The sequence below is a fragment of the Roseibium polysiphoniae genome, assembly GCF_014842925.1.
Classification (GTDB): domain Bacteria; phylum Pseudomonadota; class Alphaproteobacteria; order Rhizobiales; family Stappiaceae; genus Roseibium; species Roseibium polysiphoniae.
Genome location: NZ_JACYXJ010000001.1, coordinates 1 through 17,730, shown reverse-complemented (window position 1 = coordinate 17,730; position 17,730 = coordinate 1). Strand labels below are relative to the sequence as shown.

Genomic DNA, 17,730 nt, shown 5'->3' with positions numbered 1-17,730 from the left:
CGGCCGCCCTTTATTCAGATCACGGTCTTTTCACATACCAAGGCCTTTGCAGTTTGCCCGGCGGACCTTATCTGCAAGTCAGACACTTGCTGCTGCCATTGAAACAATCGGCTGATGGAAACAGCAGCCTCCATCGCAGGGACGTTCAAACTCATGCAAATCCACGCTGACCTTTCCAAACGCGCGGTTGTCGACAGCACGTCGCTTGACTGGATCGCATCGCCGATGGCCGGCGTTGAGCGCCGGATGCTGGAACGAGATGGCGCAGAGGTTGCGCGGGCGACCAGTCTGGTGCGCTATGCTCCGGGCTCGTCATTCTCCGCTCACCGGCATGACCTTGGTGAGGAATTTCTGGTCCTCGACGGCGTCTTTTCTGATGAAACCGGGGACTTCCACAAGGGCATGTATGTCCGCAACCCTCCCGGCTCCACTCACATCCCGTCTTCTGCGCCAGGCGGGATCATCCTCGTCAAATTGCGGCAGATGGAACCGGATGACGATACCTATGTCAGGGTCAACACCACAGACGCAAGCGCCTGGCAGGACGGGCGCAAGGGTGAGGCGATCCTGCCGCTGTTCGCGAACCCGCATGAGCAGGTCGACATGTTGCAATGGACCGGTACCTGCACATTCGGCCCGGTTTCGCTTCCAGGCGGCGCAGAGTATTTCGTGGTTTCGGGCAGCTTTTCCGATGACGACGGCACCTATGGCGAAGGCACCTGGTTGAGGCTTCCGCCCGGATCCAGCCACACGATCCGCACCGAAACAGGCGCAAAGGTCTGGCGCAAGACAGGCCACCTGGGCTGAACCTCTCAGCAGATCTCCCTCGCCCTTTTGCCGATGGACAAGATTAAAAACATATGATTTTCTGCATGTGTTGTATGCTAACCGGATACACCGGCGCTTGCGGCACCTGCGGAGGAAATCATGAAAACGATCTTCACGGGCCTTATGGCTCTGGCGCTGGTCTCCAGCGCCGCTGTTGCTGCCGATGGACTGCCGATCCGTGACAAGGACACGGTGGTCACCATCGAGACCGAAGATGGCGCCTTCGACATCACGCGCGACAAGACCGAGGCAGCGCTGATCGGCGGTGTGCTCCAGCCGATGGTGCCCGTCCCAGGCGTGACACCGGTCGGGGAACTCGACGTTCTGGAGGCGCTGGAAACGCACAGCGCCAAGGTCGTGGACATGCGGACGCTGGAATGGCGGACACAGGCGACGATCCCCGGCAGTGTTCACATCCCCTACACTGAAGTTGCCAGCCGGCTCGATGAACTCGGCTGCACTGGCTCATCCGGCGACTGGGACTGCACTTCTGCAGACAACGTCATTGCCTTTTGCAACGGACCGGCCTGCGGCCAGAGCCCGATTGCCATCCGCGCAATGGCCCGCGAGGGCTTTCCGGCGGACAAGATCTTCTACTATCGCGGCGGTATGCAGAGCTGGATCGTGCTGGGCCTGAGCACCGCCGAGGACATGTTCTGATCCGACCTCCACGGATGACACCTGCCCCGGCGAACCAAGATCGACCGTCGGGGCTTTGGTCTTCGTCAGCGGCCGCTGTCAGGCCCCGAAGGTGCCGTTGAAGGCAATTTCCGCCAAGGGTTTGCGAGGGCTTGGAAGCTCGCGCGCCTGAAGTCCTTCAGCAAGGGCTGCGGCATCGCCGCGCTTTCCGATGGCAAAGGCGATTTCCGCCTTGAAGCGCAACGGCACGTTGAGCGCCTGGTGAATGTCTTCCGTCAAAATTCCGGCCATCGCATGGGTGTGATAGCCGAGAGACGATGCCTGAAGGGCGGCCTGCGCCCAGGCAGCGCCTGCGTCGAAGGAATTGGTGCCCGCCGGACGGGTCTCGCCATTCTGGCCGTCGATCTGCGTATCGGACAGCAGGAAGACCAATGCCGAGGCATGCTGCGCCCAGTCCTTGTTGAACGGGTTCAAGAGGTTCACCAAGGTATCCCAGCTGTCATCTGCGCGCCGCGCATAAACAAAACGCCAAGGCTGAACGTTGAAGGCGGAAGGCGCCCAACGCGCTGCTTCCAGAATGGTTTTCAGATCGGCTTCCGGCATGTCGGAGCCGTCAAAGGCCCGGGGCGACCAGCGGTCGACAAAAAGTGGGTCGACGCCGTGTCCAGCGGTCCGGTGATCCGATATCTGAAATTCCTTGGTGGACTGGATTGTCATGGCCATCTCCTGAAGCACATTGGGGCACCGGCCGACCGGGCCGGTGAACGCCTTTAAAGCCGTTGGTTTGCAATGTGCCCATTTTTATCTTTTATTCAAGATACTTTCTGCAAAGATAAATGACCAGTGTGTTTCACCAGATTGAACAATGCCGGAAAGACGCGAGTTCCGCTCACTCTGCCGCGGGGATGGCTTTCGCGAACCGGGCCGGCGGGCGGCCGACATGGCGGGCGAAGGCCGTGCTGAAGGCACTTGTCGAACCATAGCCGATCCTGTTCGAGACCTCCGCAATGCCATGACCACCGGAGCGCAGCATGTGCTTTGCAAGTGTCATCCGCCAGTTCAGCAAATAACTCATGGGCGGAACCCCAACAATCCGGTTGAAGCGCGTGAAGAAGGCCGAGCGGGACAATCCCGCCTCTGTCGCCAGTTCAAGCACTGTCCAGGCCCGGTCAGGTTCATGATGCAGGGCGCGCAGCGCTTGCCCGATCCGCGGATCTGCAAGGCCACGCAGAAGGCCAGGTGTCGCCTCGGACTGTGTCTTGGAGCGAAACGCCTCAATCAGGAGGACTTGCAGGAGATGCTCAACCACCACATCCCGCGCCGGCCGATCCGCGCGTGCCTCGTCGCGAACCAGAGCGGTGAGGGTCGCAAGGCGGCCCTCACCGCGCACCACGACCATCTCGGGCAACAGTGACATCAAAAGCTCGGAATCCGGACTGGCGAAACTGCAGTGACCGATCAGCTGCTGAACCTCGGGGCACGTCTCTGCCAGACCTTCCGGACGACCGATGCGTGCGACTCCATCTGACCCAAAATCAGGGTGACTGACGAGGCCCGGAGGCGGCGGTGGATCGAGACTGGAGACCGTCAGGCCTGTCACCTTCGGCACCAGAACGAAATCTCCGGCGCGCAGCTCCAGAGGTGCCTTGCCATCGATATCAAGTAGCAACCGGCCGACCAGCAGCATGCAATAGAAGACCTCATCGACGTCCTCGCGACGCACACGGAACGGCCCAGAGGCTTCCGCAAGCTTCGAATAGGGAGCCTGAGGGCGCAAGAGGGAGATCACTTCGGAGAGCGGATCGAGCATTTCGGACTTTCGATAACAAACGAAGGATTTCCAACCATAGAACATCCGATCAATTCGGTCGATATCAGAGACATCCAACAGCAGGAGACTTTGCTATGAAGACCGTTTTGATCACAGGATGTTCCTCCGGATTTGGTCTCGAGACCGCACGCCATTTTCTAAAACAAGGCTGGTCCGTCGTTGCCACGATGCGGCAACCGGATAAAACGCTGCTGCCTGCCTCCGATCATTTGCGGGTCCTGCCTCTGGACGTGACCAACACGCAGAGCATCGCCCAGGCAGTCGCCGCGGCCGGTCCGATCGATGCGCTGGTCAACAACGCCGGGATAGGCTTGCTGTCGCCGTTCGAAAGCACCGCGGAGGAGACCATCCGCAAGATCTTGAAAACCAACACGCTCGGCACTTTCGAGATGATCCGGGCCGTGCTGCCGCAGATGCGTGCAAAAGGCGCAGGCGTCATCGTCAACGTCTCGTCAAGCGTCACACTCAAGCCGCTACCGCTGCTATCGATCTACACGGCCAGCAAGGCCGCCGTGAACGCCTATACCGAGTGTCTTGCGCTGGAACTTGCTCCCTTGGGGATACAGACCCGGCTGGTTCTTCCAGGTCAGGCTCCCTCGACCAGCTTTGGCAGCAACGCGCGCTCCCTCATGGCAGAGGCGACGGAAACCCCTGCGGCCTACAAGCCTTTCATGGAGGAAGCCATGAGCGCGCTTCAAAAAAACGCGGCCGCCGAGCCCACAAAAACGGATGATGTGGTTCAAGCGGTCTGGCGCGCGGTGACAGATCCGAATTGCCCGCTGCATCTGCCTGCCGGCAGTGACGCCGAAGCCCTGGCCGTCTAGCCAAGATTTCAAGGGCAGCGGAAAACCGCTGCCCGAGGCGCTGTTCAATGTCTCTCTCTTTGGCGCAGCGAAAAGACTGTTAGCCTTCGAAGTCCGCCTTGAATTGATCCCTCAGGACATTCTTCTGGATCTTGCCCATGGTGTTGCGCGGCAGTGTGTTGAGGACATGCACCTGTTTGGGCTGCTTGAACTTGGCGAGCTTGTCCGCGAGCGCTTGCGTTATGGCAGGTTTGTCCAGCTTCGCGCCTTTCTTTGGAGCCACAACCGCGACGACGCCTTCGCCAAAGTCTGGGTGCGGCACGCCAATGACGGCGCTTTCGGCAACGCCCTCAATTTCGTCGATCGCCGCTTCGACTTCTGCTGGATAGACATTGAAGCCGCCGGTGATGATCAGGTCCTTGGACCGGCCGACAATGGCCACATAGCCATCGGCATCGATGCGGCCCATGTCGCCTGTGATGAAATAGCGGTCCGCACGGAACTCCTCGGCGGTTTTCTCAGGCATGCGCCAATAGCCCTGGAAAACGTTGGGACCCTTGACCTCGATGATGCCAACATCGCCCTGATCCAACGCGCGGCCGGTCTTTGGGTCGGCGATCCTGAGCGCAACACCCGGCAAGGGAAAGCCCACCGTTCCCGGACGCCGGTCGCCTTCATAGGGATTTGAGGTGTTCATATTGGTTTCGGTCATGCCATAGCGCTCAAGGATCGCATGGCCGGTGCGCGCGCTGAACTCCTTGTGCGTCTCGGCCGACAGCGGCGCAGAGCCCGAAATGAACAGGCGTATGTGCGCCACGAGGTCGCGGGTGAAGGCTTCGGAGCCCAGCAGCCGGGTGTAGAAGGTCGGCACGCCCATCATCGTCGTCGCCCGTGGCAACAGCCCCAGGACCGTGTCCAGATCGAACTTGGGCAGGAACAGCAAGGATCCTCCGGCCATCAGCAAACAGTTGGTGGCAACAAAGAGACCATGCGTATGGAAGATCGGCAGGGCATGCAACAAAACGTCGTCTGCGGTGAACTGCCAGTATTTGACCAGCGTCCTGGCATTGGACGCCAGGTTCTCATGGCTGAGCATCGCCCCCTTCGAGCGGCCTGTGGTGCCAGACGTGTAAAGGATGGCGGCCAGATCATCGGCATCTCTGGCGACATCCTCGAAGGTGTCACTGGCGGCCTCGGCAAGGTCTAGAAGGGAGCCTTTGCCTGACGCATCGAGGGTCTGAAGGCTTGCACCAACTTTTGATGCGGTCTCCTGAAGCGCATCTGCACGGGAGGGATCACAGACAAAAACCGCCGGTTCGGCATCGGTGACGAAATAGTCGATCTCCGCGGGGGTGTAGGCTGTGTTCAACGGCAAGAATACGCCGCCTGCCCTCACCGTCGCCAGATAAAGCATCAGGGCGTCCGGTGTCTTTTCCACCTGAACCGCGACGCGATCTCCCGGTGCAAGCCCCAAACGGACCAGCGCATTGGCATAGCGCGCGGACCGGGCAATGACATCACCGTAGGAAAGCGACGTCCTGTCAGCCGTCTCCAGGAACGTCTTGGCAAGATCCGGCATGTTGGCGCGGATTTCGGAGAAAAGGTGATTTGTCATTGTCAGCTTACCGGCGTCAGTTGTTTGGCTTCGGGTACGGCTTTGGCAAGACGGGTCACAGCAGAGCTTGCCGCAACGGTTCCGTTGGCCGCATAGGATTCGTGATTTCGTTCTATGTACTTGAGATCATAAAGGTAGTTCACCATCAGGCCGTGAGCTTGGGCCAGACCGTTGGGCGACAGGTCGCCCAGCCAGTTGACCCGCTCCAGCCGCGCACCATTGCCGATGTGAAAACGGGCTACTGGGTCAAGCGGGCGGTTGTTGCGGTCTTTTTCGCGGGTCAGATAATGGGCGCAGAGGTGCGGAAGAACGGTTTCCAGTTTCTTGGCGGCTTCCGCATCTTGAGGCCAGTCAGGCTCGGACAGGGCCGAGATCTTGTCCTCATCGAGCTGCGCGGCAATCTGGCCGTCCTCATCCTTGAGGGCACGGGACAGCCAGCGGGCGAAGCCTGGAACGGGCGACAGCGTCACAAACGTCTTCAGGGACGGCAGCTCCCGCCGCAGCTCCTCGACCACTTGCTTGATGAGGAAATTGCCGAAAGAGATGCCACGCAGGCCCTTCTGGCAGTTGGAGATGGAGTAGAAGACTGCCGTGTTGGCTTCCTCCGCGGTGATCTCTGCGCGCTGTTCTGTGAGGATAGGCCCGATCGCACCGGGAATTTCGCGGGTCAAAGCGACTTCCACGAAGATCAGAAGATCGTCGACAAGCGCGGGATGGAAGAAGGCGTAGAGTCTCCGGTCTGCCAGACCGATGCGCCGGCGCAGGTCCTCCCAGCCGTCGATCTGATGCACCGCTTCATAGGCGATGATCTTTTCAAGAATGTTGGCCGGCGTGCTCCAGTCGATCCTGCGCATGACCAGAAAGCCGCGATTGAACCATGAGGAGAACAGATGTTCGAAATCACGGTCCACGTCCCGGAGGTCTGGTTGTTCGCGCAGAAAATCCAAAAGGTCCGAGCGCATGGCCACAAGGGCCTTCGTGCCGCCCGGGGCAAGGTTCAAACGCCGGATCAGCTCCTGGCGCCGGGGCTCGGACACCGAATGCAGCCGGCGCAGGAGCGACATGTCTTCCGGCGCATCATTAAGCGCTGCCGCCGTCTCGCGCACCTTGTCCAGATCCGCTCCGAATTGATCCCGCAGGGACAGAAAGAAGGAGAGCTTTCGCTCTCCGTCCAGCTGCTGATAGATGGACAACACTTCTCCGGCGAGCGCCACGCCCGACGCTTCGCCGCGACCGGTCAAGAGCGCCTCGCACAGGTCGACGAGCGGCACTTCGCCGTTCCGCCCTCGTCCCGCGTCGAGCAGGGCCCGGCCCTGCTCGGTGATAGACGTCAAAAGTTCGCCGAAGAAGCTGGTGTTCATAATGCCTTGCCCATCATCAGTTCGGGAAGCCAGGTCGCAATGCCCGGTACGAGACAAAGAAGGATGATACCGACCACCATGCACAAGACATAGGGGATCGATCCGCGCAGGATCTCGGCCAGCGTGATGTTCGGCGCAATGCCGTTGATCACGTAAAGGTTCAGGCCAACCGGCGGGGTGATCAATCCGATTTCCATGTTGATCGTCAGAACCACCGCAAACCAGTAGGGATCAAAGCCCGCCTGCAGAATGATCGGCAGGAGGATCGGCGCTGTCATCAAGATGACGGCGACCGGCGGCAGGAAGAACCCGGCGAACAGCAGGAAGCAGTTGATGATCGCCATCAGGACCCAGCGGTTCACGTCGAGAGCTGCGATCCATTCGGCGATCGACTGGGTGATGAACATGGACGACAGCGTGTAGGAGAAGAGCTCCGACGCACCGATGATCATCATGATCATCACGCTTTCCTTCAGCGTGTCGCGGAACATGCCGGTGACCTTGGTCACGCTCCACATGCGGTAGATGACCACCACCAGGATGATGCAGAAAAGCGCGCCGACACCGGCAGCTTCCGACGGTGTGGCAACGCCTCCATACAGCACATACAGAATGCCGACGATGATCGCCAGGAAAGGCAGCACCCGCGGCAGGGCGGCAAAGCGTTCCTTCATGGTGAAACGTTCGGTCAGTGCGGACAGGCCGATGCCGCGGCGGCGGCAATCGTAGATCGTCCAGGCCATGAACAGAGCCGTCAGCATGAAGCCGGGGAGCAGACCGGCCAGGAACAGGCGGCCGATCGAGGTTTCCGTGGCAATTCCGTAGACGATCATCGTGATCGATGGCGGAATGAGGATGCCGAGGGTTCCGCCCGCCGCGATTGAGCCCGAGGCGATCTCATTGGGATAGCCGCGCTTGGTCATCTCCGGGATGCCCATCTTGCCGATGGCAGCACAGGTTGCCGGCGACGAGCCGGAAAGCGCTGCAAAGATCGAGCAAGCGCCAATGTTGGAGAGAACGAGGCCGCCGGGCACCCGGTTCAGCCAGCGGTCGAGCGCCTCATAGAGGTCCTTGCCTGCCGGAGACGATGCAACGGCTGACCCCATCAGGATGAACATGGGAATGGAAACAAGACCGAAGGAGGCCAGGCCGCCAAAGAAGGTCTCGCCCAGAATGGACAGGCTTCCGGCCCCGTCGACAATCAGGAGCGCAGCGATGGAAACGAAGCCGAGTGCGAAGGCGATCGGAGTGCCGATGCCCAGAAGCGCAAGCAGGGCGAAAAGGATGAGAAGGCCAGTAAACAGCGGGCTCATGCGGGCTCACCTCTCCAGATCTTGGCGATTTCAGCAATGTATTGCAGCGTCATCAGACCGACCCCCAGAGGCAGGGGCAGCAAGGGAATCCAGAGCGGAAGCGCCCAGACTGTGTCCGTGGTCCAGCCGTAGGACCAGGCCTCCTCGAAGTAGGTCCAGCCGGACCAGGCGAGCAGGGCGCAGAACAAGAGCCCAATCAGACCGGCCAGCGATTGAACGACTTGTCGCGCAACGCCGTGGAGCTGGAGATAAAGCAGGTCGACGTTGACATGGCCCTTTTCCATAAGGACGAACGGAGACGCCAGAAATGTCATCGCGACCAGGGCATAGATCACATATTCGGTCTGCCAGACCGTTGAGGCATTCAGAAAGTAGCGCATGACCACCATCTGGGTCACGACCACAATAGCCGAGGCCAAAAGAAACAAGGCAGCGACGGCCGCCAGGCGGGACAGGGCCGAAACCCAGCGAATGTAAGCAGTCATGAATGTGGTCCGACGTCAGACAGCCTTGAGCGCTCGAAAGCGCCCGCAACATCTATGAGTATTTGCAGGTGAGAAAAGTCCTCCGAACCTGCGGCTTGACGCGCACAGGCCCGGAGGAACTTGAGCTTGAAGCCGCGCGTTATTCGACGGCCAATGCCTTGTCGATCAGCTCCTGGCCGCCATCGACCTTCTCAGCAAAGTTTTTGTAGGAAGTCTCCTTTGCGATCGCGAGCCACTGGTCGTAGTCGTCACCCGACATTTCCACGACCTCAACACCCGCGTTGGAATAGGCTTCCACCAGCTTGTCATCGAGACCCTTGGCTTCACCCAGGAAGTATTCTTCGGCGACCTTGCCGGCAGCCAGCAAGGCCTTTTGCTGGTCTTCGTTCAGCTCGTCCCAGCTGCGCTTGGACATGAGGATCGGCTCATACATGAACCACAGGGCGTTCGCGCCCGGCTTGGTCAGACAGGTTGCCTGCTCATAGATCCGGTAAGACACGAAGGAGCCGGAAGACGTGTTGGCCGCGTCCAGAACGCCGGTCTGAAGACCGGTGTAGATTTCGGACGATGGCATGGAAGCGATGGACGCCCCTGCCCCAACCAGCATCTGTTCAAATGCAGGACCTGCTGCGCGGGTCACCTGACCCTTCATGCTTTCCGGGCTGGTGATGCACTGCTTCTTGGACGCAAAGGCACCTGCGAGCCAGGCATCGGCCAGGACCACGACGCCAGCATCATTGATGACTTTCTTGATGTCATCCATGAAGGGCGACGTGTTCAGGCGTGAAGCGCGGTCGTGATTGCGCACGAGACCCGGCATCAAGGTCGCGGAAAATTCCGGATGACGGCCTGAGGCATAGTCAAGCGGGAATGCCGCGATATCCAGCACACCCTTGACCATGGCGCCCCACTGCTCGCGTGGCTTGAACAGGGACTTGCCCGGATAGACCTGGATCTTCAGGTCGACATTGGCATTGGCGACTTCGCGCGCCAGGATCTGGACCATCTCGTCGCGGACGTCGCCCTTGCCACCTGGCCACTGGTGCGATGCCTTGAGTGTTGTTTCAGCCTGAGCCATCGGAGATGCGGCAAGCATCGCGACGCTCATGGCCAGTGCCGTTTTCGTAAAATAGTTCATTATTTCCTCCCATCGGGGGCGAGCGTCCGGTTCCCGGCCTTCCGCTCCTCATGCCCCTTGCGGCGTTTTCCGCCTTCATGCAGGCAATCATACAGCGCGCATGCGAGTCAACGATTTTTGTATACAAGAATAAGCTCTTTGCATATTTTGAAAAGATGACAAAGCATCCGACCAGAACCCGGCGGGCCCAGGCCTTGCGTGAAATGCTGGAAAACGACATCGCCACGGGCCGCTATCCGGCGGGCTCACGTCTGGACGAAGTCACTCTGGCCAACAGGTTTGAAGTCTCGCGCACACCGATCCGCGAAGCCCTGATCGAATTGTCGGTCGCCGGCCTCGTCGAGATTCGCCCACGCAGGGGCAGCTTCGTGCGCGACATCGGCATCGCGCGTCTGATCGAGATGTTCGAGGTGATGGCAGATCTTGAGGCCAGTTGCGGCCGGCTGGCGGCGCGGCGGATCACGTCGGTGGAGCTGGCCCGGCTGAAGGCCGCCCACGAAGCCTGCAATGAGGCCCAGCGCGGCGGCGATCCGGACGCCTATTTCCGCGCCAACCAGACCTTTCATGAAACCATCTATGCCGCCAGCCACAACGGCTTTCTGGCCGAACAGGCACTGCATCTGCAGAACCGGCTGAAGGTCTACCGACGCTTGCAGCTGAGAGTGCCGAACCGGGTTTCCAATTCGCTGGCCGAACATGACCAGATCGTCGGGGCGATCGCGGCGGGCGATGCGGCTGCAGCGGCCGAAGCCATGCGCCAGCATGTGCTGATCCAGGGCGAACGTTTCAACGACTTCGTTGCGTCAGTCGCCGCCCACCGTCAGGAAACCTCAGCCGAGCAGATCAACGCGGCCGAGTGAGATGCGTCCCGCGCCGGGCACAGGACGCTTTGCAGTCAGTCGATCAGCCGCGTGGCTTCGGACCACCGGCAGGCACGCAGGCCATCGCGCCGTCACCACCTTGAGGCGGCGCCTGGCAGGTGCCGGTCATCGCGTTGCCATCGGGAAGGGTGACCCGGCAGCTGTCGTTCGCAGCCTTTGACTGGCAGGCTTCAAACGCCTCGCGCGGCGGACGTCCGCCCTGAGGACCGCCCTTGCCGGACTGCGCCAGCTGGACGCTTTCGAGCTGGATTGGCGTGAAGGGAGCGGCCTCATCTGCCATCACAGATTGGACCAGACCGGCCTGGACGAGACCAGACAGGGCCATCAACGCAGCGGCAGCAGCCGGCGCGAAGCGCAGGGACATCAGTTTCATTTGAACTCTCTTGTTTAAGCTTCAGGTTCAGTTTTGGGGGAGTTTGCCCGCAAGCGGGCGCCGTGACCTCAGGGCCGCGGAGGACGGCGGCTGGCGTCGCAGGCCATGCCGCTTTCGGGCAGGACACAGCCAGTCTGGGCCGCCAGGCACCCGAGGATCTGGTTCGAACCGGCAGAGCCGACGTGATAGTGATAGGGCAGCCCCTCACCTTCACGGCCGTAACAGGCATCCAGGCCTTCCGGCTCGGTGCCATCTGCCATCAGATGCGGAAAGATTGCATGGCCGTCCATGGCAATGCCGATCTGCCCGCCATGGGCTTCCACGGCCTCAGGGTCTGCCCTGTTCAGCGTCGTAGCACCCGGCGACAGGCAATCGGTCACCGCATGATAATGATAGCCGACATGCAGGTTCACATGGCCGCCGCAGTCATCAAACGGCGCGATGGTATGTGCACCCAGGATGGCATCCAGCGGAGCAGGTCCATCGAGGCGCACCCCATTTGAGGCGACGCCCGAGCCACCACGCTGGGTCGGCTGTTGCCTGGTGCTGGGCACGGGCTCCAGCGGGATGACATAGGTCACCGAAGCCTCTTCGGGCATATACTCCGGCAGGCACTGGACACAGTGGTTTTGGTACTGCGGATCAACATCCGGCCGGGCGGCCGCCTCGCAGGCCTCAAGGGTGCCGGTGTAGCGCACGTCGCCGGTTTCCGGATCGTAGAGCTTCCATTTGGAATCGCCATAGACCTCTGCCAGCCGCGTGATGAAGTCGCCATCAACATCGACCGCCTTGCCGTCCAGGAACCAGATGCCGCCTGCCTCAGCGCCTTGGGAGATGTTCGTCGGACACCAGGGACCCGGCGTGTAATCCTTCGGATCGGGACGGACGGTGATGGAGAAGCAGGTGGTCTTTGCCCCTTCCGACAGGGTGCAATCAACCTTGGTCGGCCCCTCGACGATTTGCGCGCCGGAAAAGAAGCTGGCGACACGGGCAAGGTCGGTGTCGGTGGGATGCTCTCCGTGGGCGGCGGCGGGCCCGGCAAGGGCAAGGGCCGCGAGGGTGGAGAGCAGGCCAACAGCCTTCGCAGATCTGTGGATTTCGGCCGAATTCAAGCGCATGAGGGTCCCCTCAATGTGTTTGCAATGGTCGCCCCCGACTTGTTGCGCGAAAACACTTAGTATATTAACAATCATCATGCAAGTTGATCAGATCGATTTTCACGGACTGCTGCACAGCGCCAATCTCGTCGAGACGGAACTGCGCAAGAAGCTGGCGCCTTTGGGGGTTCAGCCGCGTCAGGCGCTGGTGCTGGAAGCCATGAGCCGCATGGGGCCTGTGTCCCAGGTGGAGCTGGCTGCGACCTTCGGCGTCACCGCCGCCAGCATGAGCACCATGACCGAACGGCTGCTGGCGGCAGGCTATCTCACCCGCTCTGTTGACCCGGCCTCACGACGGAGCAACATCCTGGAGCTGACCGACAGCGGCCGCGCCCTGCTGAACGGGATCGTCATCGCCTGGTCGGAGGTGGATGCGGTCATCAAGGCGGTTTTGGGCGACGATGCACCGGCGTTCTTCACCCTCGCCCGCCAGCTCCGAAATGGCCTGGGCGGCAAGATCCCCGGAACGGACCGTCACGCTGCTTCCGGCGAAGAGGTCTAAGCGGCGGAATGGAGCTTTGAGCTCCGCCGTCATTCCGACCGCATGGTACCTATGACCTTCTGTATCAGCCCCAAGAAGATCACCTTCTCGCTCTCACTTAACATAGCCAACGCTTCTTGATTGGTTTCAAGTGCGGCGCGATAGGCATCAGCCTTGATGGCCTTCGTTTTGTCTGTCAGCCAGATTTGCTGGGCCCTGGCATCTTGTGGATGTTTGGTGCGCTTGATCAGTCCATCGCGCTCCATGCGGGTGAGCGTGTTCGCAAGCGTCGCCTGTTCAACGTCGATTTCACCCAACAACTCGCGTTGCGTGAGGCCATCCCCATTCCATAGTTCGAGAAGAATGGGAAACTGCCCGGTTGCGATGCCCAAGGGCTGGATACGATCCTGGAGTTCCCGAGCGAACAAGCGCGCCAAGTGATTGATCAGATAACCCGCTGAGTCTTCTTTATCGAAAAGCATGACAGACGCTACCATTTGCATAGCATGCTATGCAATTATATATAGCTTGCTATCAATATCTCTCTGAGGAAAAATTTCATGAGAAAATCCGCCCTGGCTGCCGTGACAGCCCTTCTATTCACCAGCAATCCGGCATTTGCCGCCAACGAAGAAGCCGTAACGCTGATCAATGCCTTCGTCGTGCCAGTCGGCAAGGAAGACGAGGCGATTTCGTTTTGGGAGCAGGCCGCCGAATTCATGAAGAAGCAACCCGGCTATATTTCCACAGCGCTGCATCAGGCAATCACGCCAGATGCGAAGTTCCAGCTGATCAATATCGCAAAATGGGAAAGCGCGGATGCCTTCAAGAAGGCCCATCTCGCACTGTCGCAGGAAAGTGGAATCGAGCGCGTCGACGGGGTGGTTCCCTCACCTGCGCTCTACTCGATTGTAAGATCGGATTGAGGGTCAGAAAATGTCCATAAAGAGTACCCCAAGCCGCTATGGATTGGTTGCGGTTACAATACATTGGCTCAGCGCGCTTTTGATCATTGCCTTGCTGGTGTCCGGTTTTCGTGCGGGCAACACGGCCGACCCCGGCGCGAAGTTACAGATTTTGAGCATCCATGCCCCGCTTGGCATCGCCATTCTCGCACTGACCGTGCTCCGTATCTGCTGGTGGAGCTTCGCAGACCAAAAGCCCAAACCTGTTGCGGGCACACCGAGGTGGCAACATGCGAGCGCAAGCGCCGTCCACCAGCTCTTTTACGTCTTGATTGCTGTTCTGTCCTTAAGCGGCATTGGGCTGCTTGTCATGTCAGGTGCCAATTCCATCATCCTCTTTGGAGTGTCCGGTCAATTGCCCGAATTCTCGACCTATCCGCCGCGGATACTTCATGGAGTCGGCGCAAGGGTCTTGGTGGTGTTGCTGCTGGTCCATACTGGCGCGGCTGTGTATCACCATCTCATCAGAAGGGACCTGCCGATCACTCGAATCTGGTTTCGCCGCAGTGACACAGGTTAAGAACTCAGTGTTCAGACATTGGCGGCAAGATCCCCGGAACGGACCGTCACGTCACTCCCAAACACCCCCCCCCAAACAGCCCCCCAGTCAGCCCTCAAGTCAGCGCCTAAAGACGCCGACTGAGGGCTGAGTGCGAAACGCGCTGGCGCCTTTCCGTCCCTAGCGACCTGGCCGGGGCAGCGCTGCCTGAAGGGCGTCGACCGTGACGCCGAGTTTGCCGGCAACCTCGCTGAGATCCGCACGCGGGCCACCGGCTTCGATCAATGTCCGGCGCAGCAGATCGGCATCCACGCCCAGGGTCTTGGCCACCGCGTCAAAGTCAGGGCCACCCGGTCGACCAGGCCCACCTGCGCCATCGGGTCCGGGACCTCCAGGTCCGCCGGGCGCCGAGGCGGAGCCGATGCCGTTGCTTGCGGTCGTGGAAAAATTCTCCTGTGCCACGACCCCGACCAGACAGGCCGGCAGATTGGGGAAGCTCTCGCTGGCGTGGTAGTGATACACCGGCTCGCTGCCCTCCTCGGTGAGACCGACATGTCCGCCGCATTCGTCCAGGCCCCTCGGCACAGAGCCATCGTGTTCGCGCGAGCCATACATGGCAAACCCGTCGAAGGCATAGCCGAACTGGGCCGTCTGATCCTGCTCGACATTGACACAATCCGCGTCGACACCTTCCTTCTCAAAGAGCGCGTTCACATCCGTGGCGGTGGCGTGCCAGTGATACCATCCACCCGGGTCGACGTGGCCACCGCAGGTGTCGAGCGCCGGCATGTGACCGGTGTCCAGCACGGAGGGCGCGTCGGCAAAGATCGGCACGCCATCAAGCCCGATCCCGATCTTCGAGACCGTTCCAAGCATGGCCGGCTCCTCCGCCATCACCGGGGTGACCGGAATGAGAACCGTCATCTCGACGTCCGTATCCACCGAACCGGATATGCACTCGTTGGGCTCGGTCGGTCCCTCGATCCGAATGTCGAAGGAATAGACCTCACCGGCCTCGTTGAAAAACGTGTAGCCCTGGGCGTCCAGCATCTTCAGAAAATCGCCGTCGATCCGGTACAGTCCGACCTCGTCGCCATCCCAGTTCCAAATGCCGCCCTCATCGTCCAGCGTCGCCGGGCAGAAGGGCCCGATCTCGAGGCTGTCGGGCAGATATTTCACGACATATTTGGCGCATTGCGCCGCCTCGCCATTCTCCAGCGTGCAGTCCACGACTTCGCTCGGCGCGGCAAGGGCGGCCTTTTCGACCGAATGCGCACCGGCGTGTCCAAAGGCGCTTGTCGACAGGGCCAGTCCGCAGGCGGCAGACAGCATCAGGGTCTTGTACGGGGCGTCCGTCTGTCTGAGCAGCGACGGGATCAGGGGCATGCGGTTGGTCTCCTCGATTTGGCAGAACCTGGGATTTTGGCAGATGCTGTGTCACGCGCGGTCTCGGCATTGCGCCGCCCGCACACAGCCCCTACAACAGCTTCATGTCAATTTAATTAGGACCCTAACCACATGGATGCAATGGAGCAAGGTTCAGATCTTCCTGATTCAGATGGGCCGGATTCAGACGGGCCGGAGTCGAGCCAGTCAGATTCAGATGGGCAAGCTTCGGATCGCGACGCGCCGGGCTGGCAGCGCTCGGGCAAGAAGGGTCCGGGGTTCCTGCTGCTGGCACACTGCGCGCATCTCCTGGACGAGCGTCTGCGCGTGTTGCTGAAACCGCTCGGCCTGCACACGGGTCAGGCGCGGGTACTTCACGCCCTCAACCGCATGGGCAAGGCTTCGCAAAGACAGCTGGCCGACCAGTTTAATGTCACGCCCGCAAGCATGAGCCAGATGACCAAGCGTTTGATCAACAACGGCTTCATCGAGGTTCACAGCGACCCGGACGACCGGCGCACCAGCATCCTTCTGCTGACTGCCAAGGGGCAAGACCTGCTGACCAGGGTGTTTGCCGTCTGGGACCAGATCGACCAGATCGTCATCGGAGAAATCGGCGCAGACCACGCCGAACAGCTTTTCACCAACAGCCGGAACCTGCGCAACGCGCTGGGTGGCCGCGCCCCTGGAACGAAGCCTGCGCCGGACGACGCAGACGTGTAGAACAAGGGCGTGAACTTATGTGCTGCCAACACGCGCCGATTGCGCAGCGGCAAAGGCAGCATGACATCACGCCCGTTCTTATGGTCCAATGCCGTCGAGCATATTGATGCCTTATCTTGTCGATTGACAATTTAAAAGGGCGGGCTATATTTTGCCTAGAAAGAAGCACCCTTCGAAGGAAATCGAGAGCGTTCTTCAGGAGCTGGAAAAGCTCGGATGGAAACTGATCGAGGGCAAGGGGCATTGCTGGGGCATTCTGCGGTGCCCGGCGAATGATCAGGACTGTCGTTGTGGAGCGTTTTGCCAGATGTCGGTCTGGTCGACGCCGAAAAACCCTCAGCAGCATGCCAAAAAGCTCCGCCAGAAGGCCCTCACCTGCGTGAAGCTTGAGAAGAAGAACGAAGGACATCCCAATGGCTGAGGACTTTGAATTCGAACTGGTTTTTGCGCTCCCTGACGGGGACCATGATGCCTTTGCCTTGTCCAACGCCATCTTCGAGGCCGGGTTCGAGGACGCTCTGGTCGGCTCCGGCACGGCCGGTTTGCTGGCCGTTGAGCTGGAGGCCGAAGGCGATGACGCGGAGAACGTGATGCTTGAGGCCGCAAGGGCACTGATCAAGGCCCTGCCCGAAGGCACCACTTTGCGCGAGGTTCGTCCGGACCTGGTGAGCCTGGCGGATGTGGCCGAGAAGCTCGAGGTGCAGCGGCAGGCGCTCCAGCAGCGCAAAATGCCTCTCCCGGTCGCCGGCGGTCTTTATCGGATCGACGAGATCGTCGAGGTCGTGACCGAGGCCTACAAGCCCCAGACAGGCCGCCGGCGTCCGCGGTTCAACATGGCCGCTGCGTCGAAATGGTTCCGCTCTGGCCCGGCCGCCCGGCGGGTGAATGCACAGCTGACCATGGAAGAAATCGACCCTGTCACGATCGAGCGGAAACCGCGGCAAGAGCGCGAAGAGTCCACCCAAATCCACCTGTGAGACGGTGTGAAAACATTTCAAAAATTCAGCAGCGCTGCCCCCTGCCCATAATCAAGAATTGACACTAAACTCAATTGTAATCACTGAACTGCTCTATAAAGCCTGCTTTAACCACTCTTTCTCAAACTCCGAAAGCTTGGATAACGGCTGACCTGCCACGGGATTTTTCCTCCACTGTCGATTAGAGTCCGACCCAATTTGAGGACGGACAATGAAGCGAACAAGATTCACGGACGAGCAGATCATCGGGATCCTCGCCGAGCATGAGGCGGGTG

At 60.2% G+C, this 17,730-nt stretch carries 21 protein-coding genes; 10 read left to right on the top strand and 11 right to left on the bottom strand.

The features are described 5' to 3' along the window. Positions 1-114 precede the first annotated feature (114 nt). Together IG617_RS00105 and IG617_RS00100 are read left to right on the top strand one after the other, a co-directional pair. The gene (locus tag IG617_RS00105) at positions 115-807 is read left to right on the top strand and encodes a cupin domain-containing protein (RefSeq protein ID WP_209008176.1); all 693 of its coding nucleotides are present in this window, start codon (positions 115-117) and stop codon (positions 805-807) included. Between the two features lie 120 nt (positions 808-927). Next, entirely contained in the window at positions 928-1,488 is a 561-nt protein-coding gene (locus IG617_RS00100; RefSeq protein ID WP_192106199.1) for a rhodanese-like domain-containing protein, read from the top strand. A 78-nt stretch (positions 1,489-1,566) separates the two neighbouring features. Here the strand turns inward: IG617_RS00100 and IG617_RS00095 are convergent, their stop codons facing one another. Both IG617_RS00095 and IG617_RS00090 read right to left on the bottom strand, forming a co-directional pair. Next, complete coding sequence (locus IG617_RS00095) at positions 1,567-2,184, bottom strand: nitroreductase family protein (RefSeq protein WP_192106196.1); 618 nt, start codon at positions 2,182-2,184, stop codon at positions 1,567-1,569. A 172-nt stretch (positions 2,185-2,356) separates the two neighbouring features. Further along, positions 2,357-3,277, bottom strand: coding sequence for an AraC family transcriptional regulator (locus IG617_RS00090; RefSeq protein WP_192106194.1), 921 nt, complete (start codon positions 3,275-3,277; stop codon positions 2,357-2,359). Positions 3,278-3,372: 95 nt separating this feature from the next. On the opposite strand from IG617_RS00090, the gene IG617_RS00085 reads away from it, so the two are divergent. Then, positions 3,373-4,122, top strand: coding sequence for an SDR family oxidoreductase (locus IG617_RS00085; protein ID WP_192106192.1), 750 nt, complete (start codon positions 3,373-3,375; stop codon positions 4,120-4,122). A 79-nt stretch (positions 4,123-4,201) separates the two neighbouring features. Here the strand turns inward: IG617_RS00085 and IG617_RS00080 are convergent, their stop codons facing one another. From IG617_RS00080 to IG617_RS00060, 5 genes are all read right to left on the bottom strand, one after another. Next, positions 4,202-5,716 (bottom strand): malonate--CoA ligase, encoded by a 1,515-nt coding sequence (locus IG617_RS00080; RefSeq protein WP_192106190.1) that lies wholly within the window; start codon positions 5,714-5,716, stop codon positions 4,202-4,204. Between the two features lie 2 nt (positions 5,717-5,718). Then, positions 5,719-7,077, bottom strand: a complete 1,359-nt coding sequence (locus IG617_RS00075) for a malonyl-CoA decarboxylase (RefSeq protein ID WP_192106187.1) — start codon at positions 7,075-7,077, stop codon at positions 5,719-5,721. Continuing rightward, entirely contained in the window at positions 7,074-8,390 is a 1,317-nt protein-coding gene (locus IG617_RS00070) for a TRAP transporter large permease (RefSeq protein ID WP_192106185.1), read from the bottom strand. The genes IG617_RS00075 and IG617_RS00070 overlap by 4 nt, the downstream gene beginning before the upstream one ends. Then, positions 8,387-8,875, bottom strand: coding sequence for a TRAP transporter small permease subunit (locus IG617_RS00065; RefSeq protein ID WP_192106183.1), 489 nt, complete (start codon positions 8,873-8,875; stop codon positions 8,387-8,389). The genes IG617_RS00070 and IG617_RS00065 overlap by 4 nt, the downstream gene beginning before the upstream one ends. Positions 8,876-9,014: 139 nt before the next feature. Then, positions 9,015-9,983: a TRAP transporter substrate-binding protein gene (locus tag IG617_RS00060; RefSeq protein WP_420826130.1), complete on the bottom strand. Its 969-nt coding sequence runs from the start codon at positions 9,981-9,983 to the stop codon at positions 9,015-9,017. A 185-nt stretch (positions 9,984-10,168) separates the two neighbouring features. On the opposite strand from IG617_RS00060, the gene IG617_RS00055 reads away from it, so the two are divergent. Further along, positions 10,169-10,873: a GntR family transcriptional regulator gene (locus IG617_RS00055; protein WP_192106179.1), complete on the top strand. Its 705-nt coding sequence runs from the start codon at positions 10,169-10,171 to the stop codon at positions 10,871-10,873. A gap of 43 nt (positions 10,874-10,916) precedes the next feature. On the opposite strand, the gene IG617_RS00050 is transcribed toward IG617_RS00055, so the two are convergent. Continuing rightward, entirely contained in the window at positions 10,917-11,267 is a 351-nt protein-coding gene (locus IG617_RS00050) for a hypothetical protein (RefSeq protein WP_192106177.1), read from the bottom strand. 68 nt (positions 11,268-11,335) lie between these two features. After that, complete coding sequence (locus tag IG617_RS00045) at positions 11,336-12,385, bottom strand: YHYH protein (RefSeq protein ID WP_192106175.1); 1,050 nt, start codon at positions 12,383-12,385, stop codon at positions 11,336-11,338. Positions 12,386-12,461: 76 nt separating this feature from the next. Between IG617_RS00045 and IG617_RS00040 the strand changes: the two genes are divergently transcribed. Then, positions 12,462-12,926, top strand: a complete 465-nt coding sequence (locus tag IG617_RS00040; protein ID WP_192106172.1) for a MarR family winged helix-turn-helix transcriptional regulator — start codon at positions 12,462-12,464, stop codon at positions 12,924-12,926. Positions 12,927-12,955: 29 nt separating this feature from the next. Here IG617_RS00040 and IG617_RS00035 read toward each other — a convergent pair whose 3' ends face one another. Beyond that, positions 12,956-13,387, bottom strand: coding sequence for a MarR family winged helix-turn-helix transcriptional regulator (locus tag IG617_RS00035; RefSeq protein WP_192106170.1), 432 nt, complete (start codon positions 13,385-13,387; stop codon positions 12,956-12,958). Between the two features lie 78 nt (positions 13,388-13,465). On the opposite strand from IG617_RS00035, the gene IG617_RS00030 reads away from it, so the two are divergent. Together IG617_RS00030 and IG617_RS00025 are read left to right on the top strand one after the other, a co-directional pair. Further along, positions 13,466-13,831, top strand: coding sequence for an antibiotic biosynthesis monooxygenase family protein (locus IG617_RS00030; RefSeq protein ID WP_192106168.1), 366 nt, complete (start codon positions 13,466-13,468; stop codon positions 13,829-13,831). Between the two features lie 10 nt (positions 13,832-13,841). Beyond that, positions 13,842-14,390, top strand: coding sequence for a cytochrome b (locus tag IG617_RS00025; RefSeq protein ID WP_209008175.1), 549 nt, complete (start codon positions 13,842-13,844; stop codon positions 14,388-14,390). Positions 14,391-14,549: 159 nt separating this feature from the next. Here the strand turns inward: IG617_RS00025 and IG617_RS00020 are convergent, their stop codons facing one another. Beyond that, entirely contained in the window at positions 14,550-15,755 is a 1,206-nt protein-coding gene (locus IG617_RS00020) for a YHYH protein (protein ID WP_192106166.1), read from the bottom strand. Positions 15,756-15,887: 132 nt separating this feature from the next. Here IG617_RS00020 and IG617_RS00015 point away from each other — a divergent pair, with 132 nt between their 5' ends. From IG617_RS00015 to IG617_RS00005, 3 genes are all read left to right on the top strand, one after another. After that, a complete protein-coding gene (locus IG617_RS00015) occupies positions 15,888-16,478 on the top strand; it encodes a MarR family winged helix-turn-helix transcriptional regulator (protein WP_192106164.1) in 591 nt (196 codons plus the stop codon). Between the two features lie 151 nt (positions 16,479-16,629). Further along, the gene (locus IG617_RS00010; RefSeq protein WP_192106162.1) at positions 16,630-16,899 is read left to right on the top strand and encodes a hypothetical protein; all 270 of its coding nucleotides are present in this window, start codon (positions 16,630-16,632) and stop codon (positions 16,897-16,899) included. After that, positions 16,892-17,455 (top strand): hypothetical protein, encoded by a 564-nt coding sequence (locus IG617_RS00005; RefSeq protein ID WP_192106159.1) that lies wholly within the window; start codon positions 16,892-16,894, stop codon positions 17,453-17,455. The genes IG617_RS00010 and IG617_RS00005 overlap by 8 nt, the downstream gene beginning before the upstream one ends. The last annotated feature ends 275 nt before the right edge of the window (positions 17,456-17,730 follow it).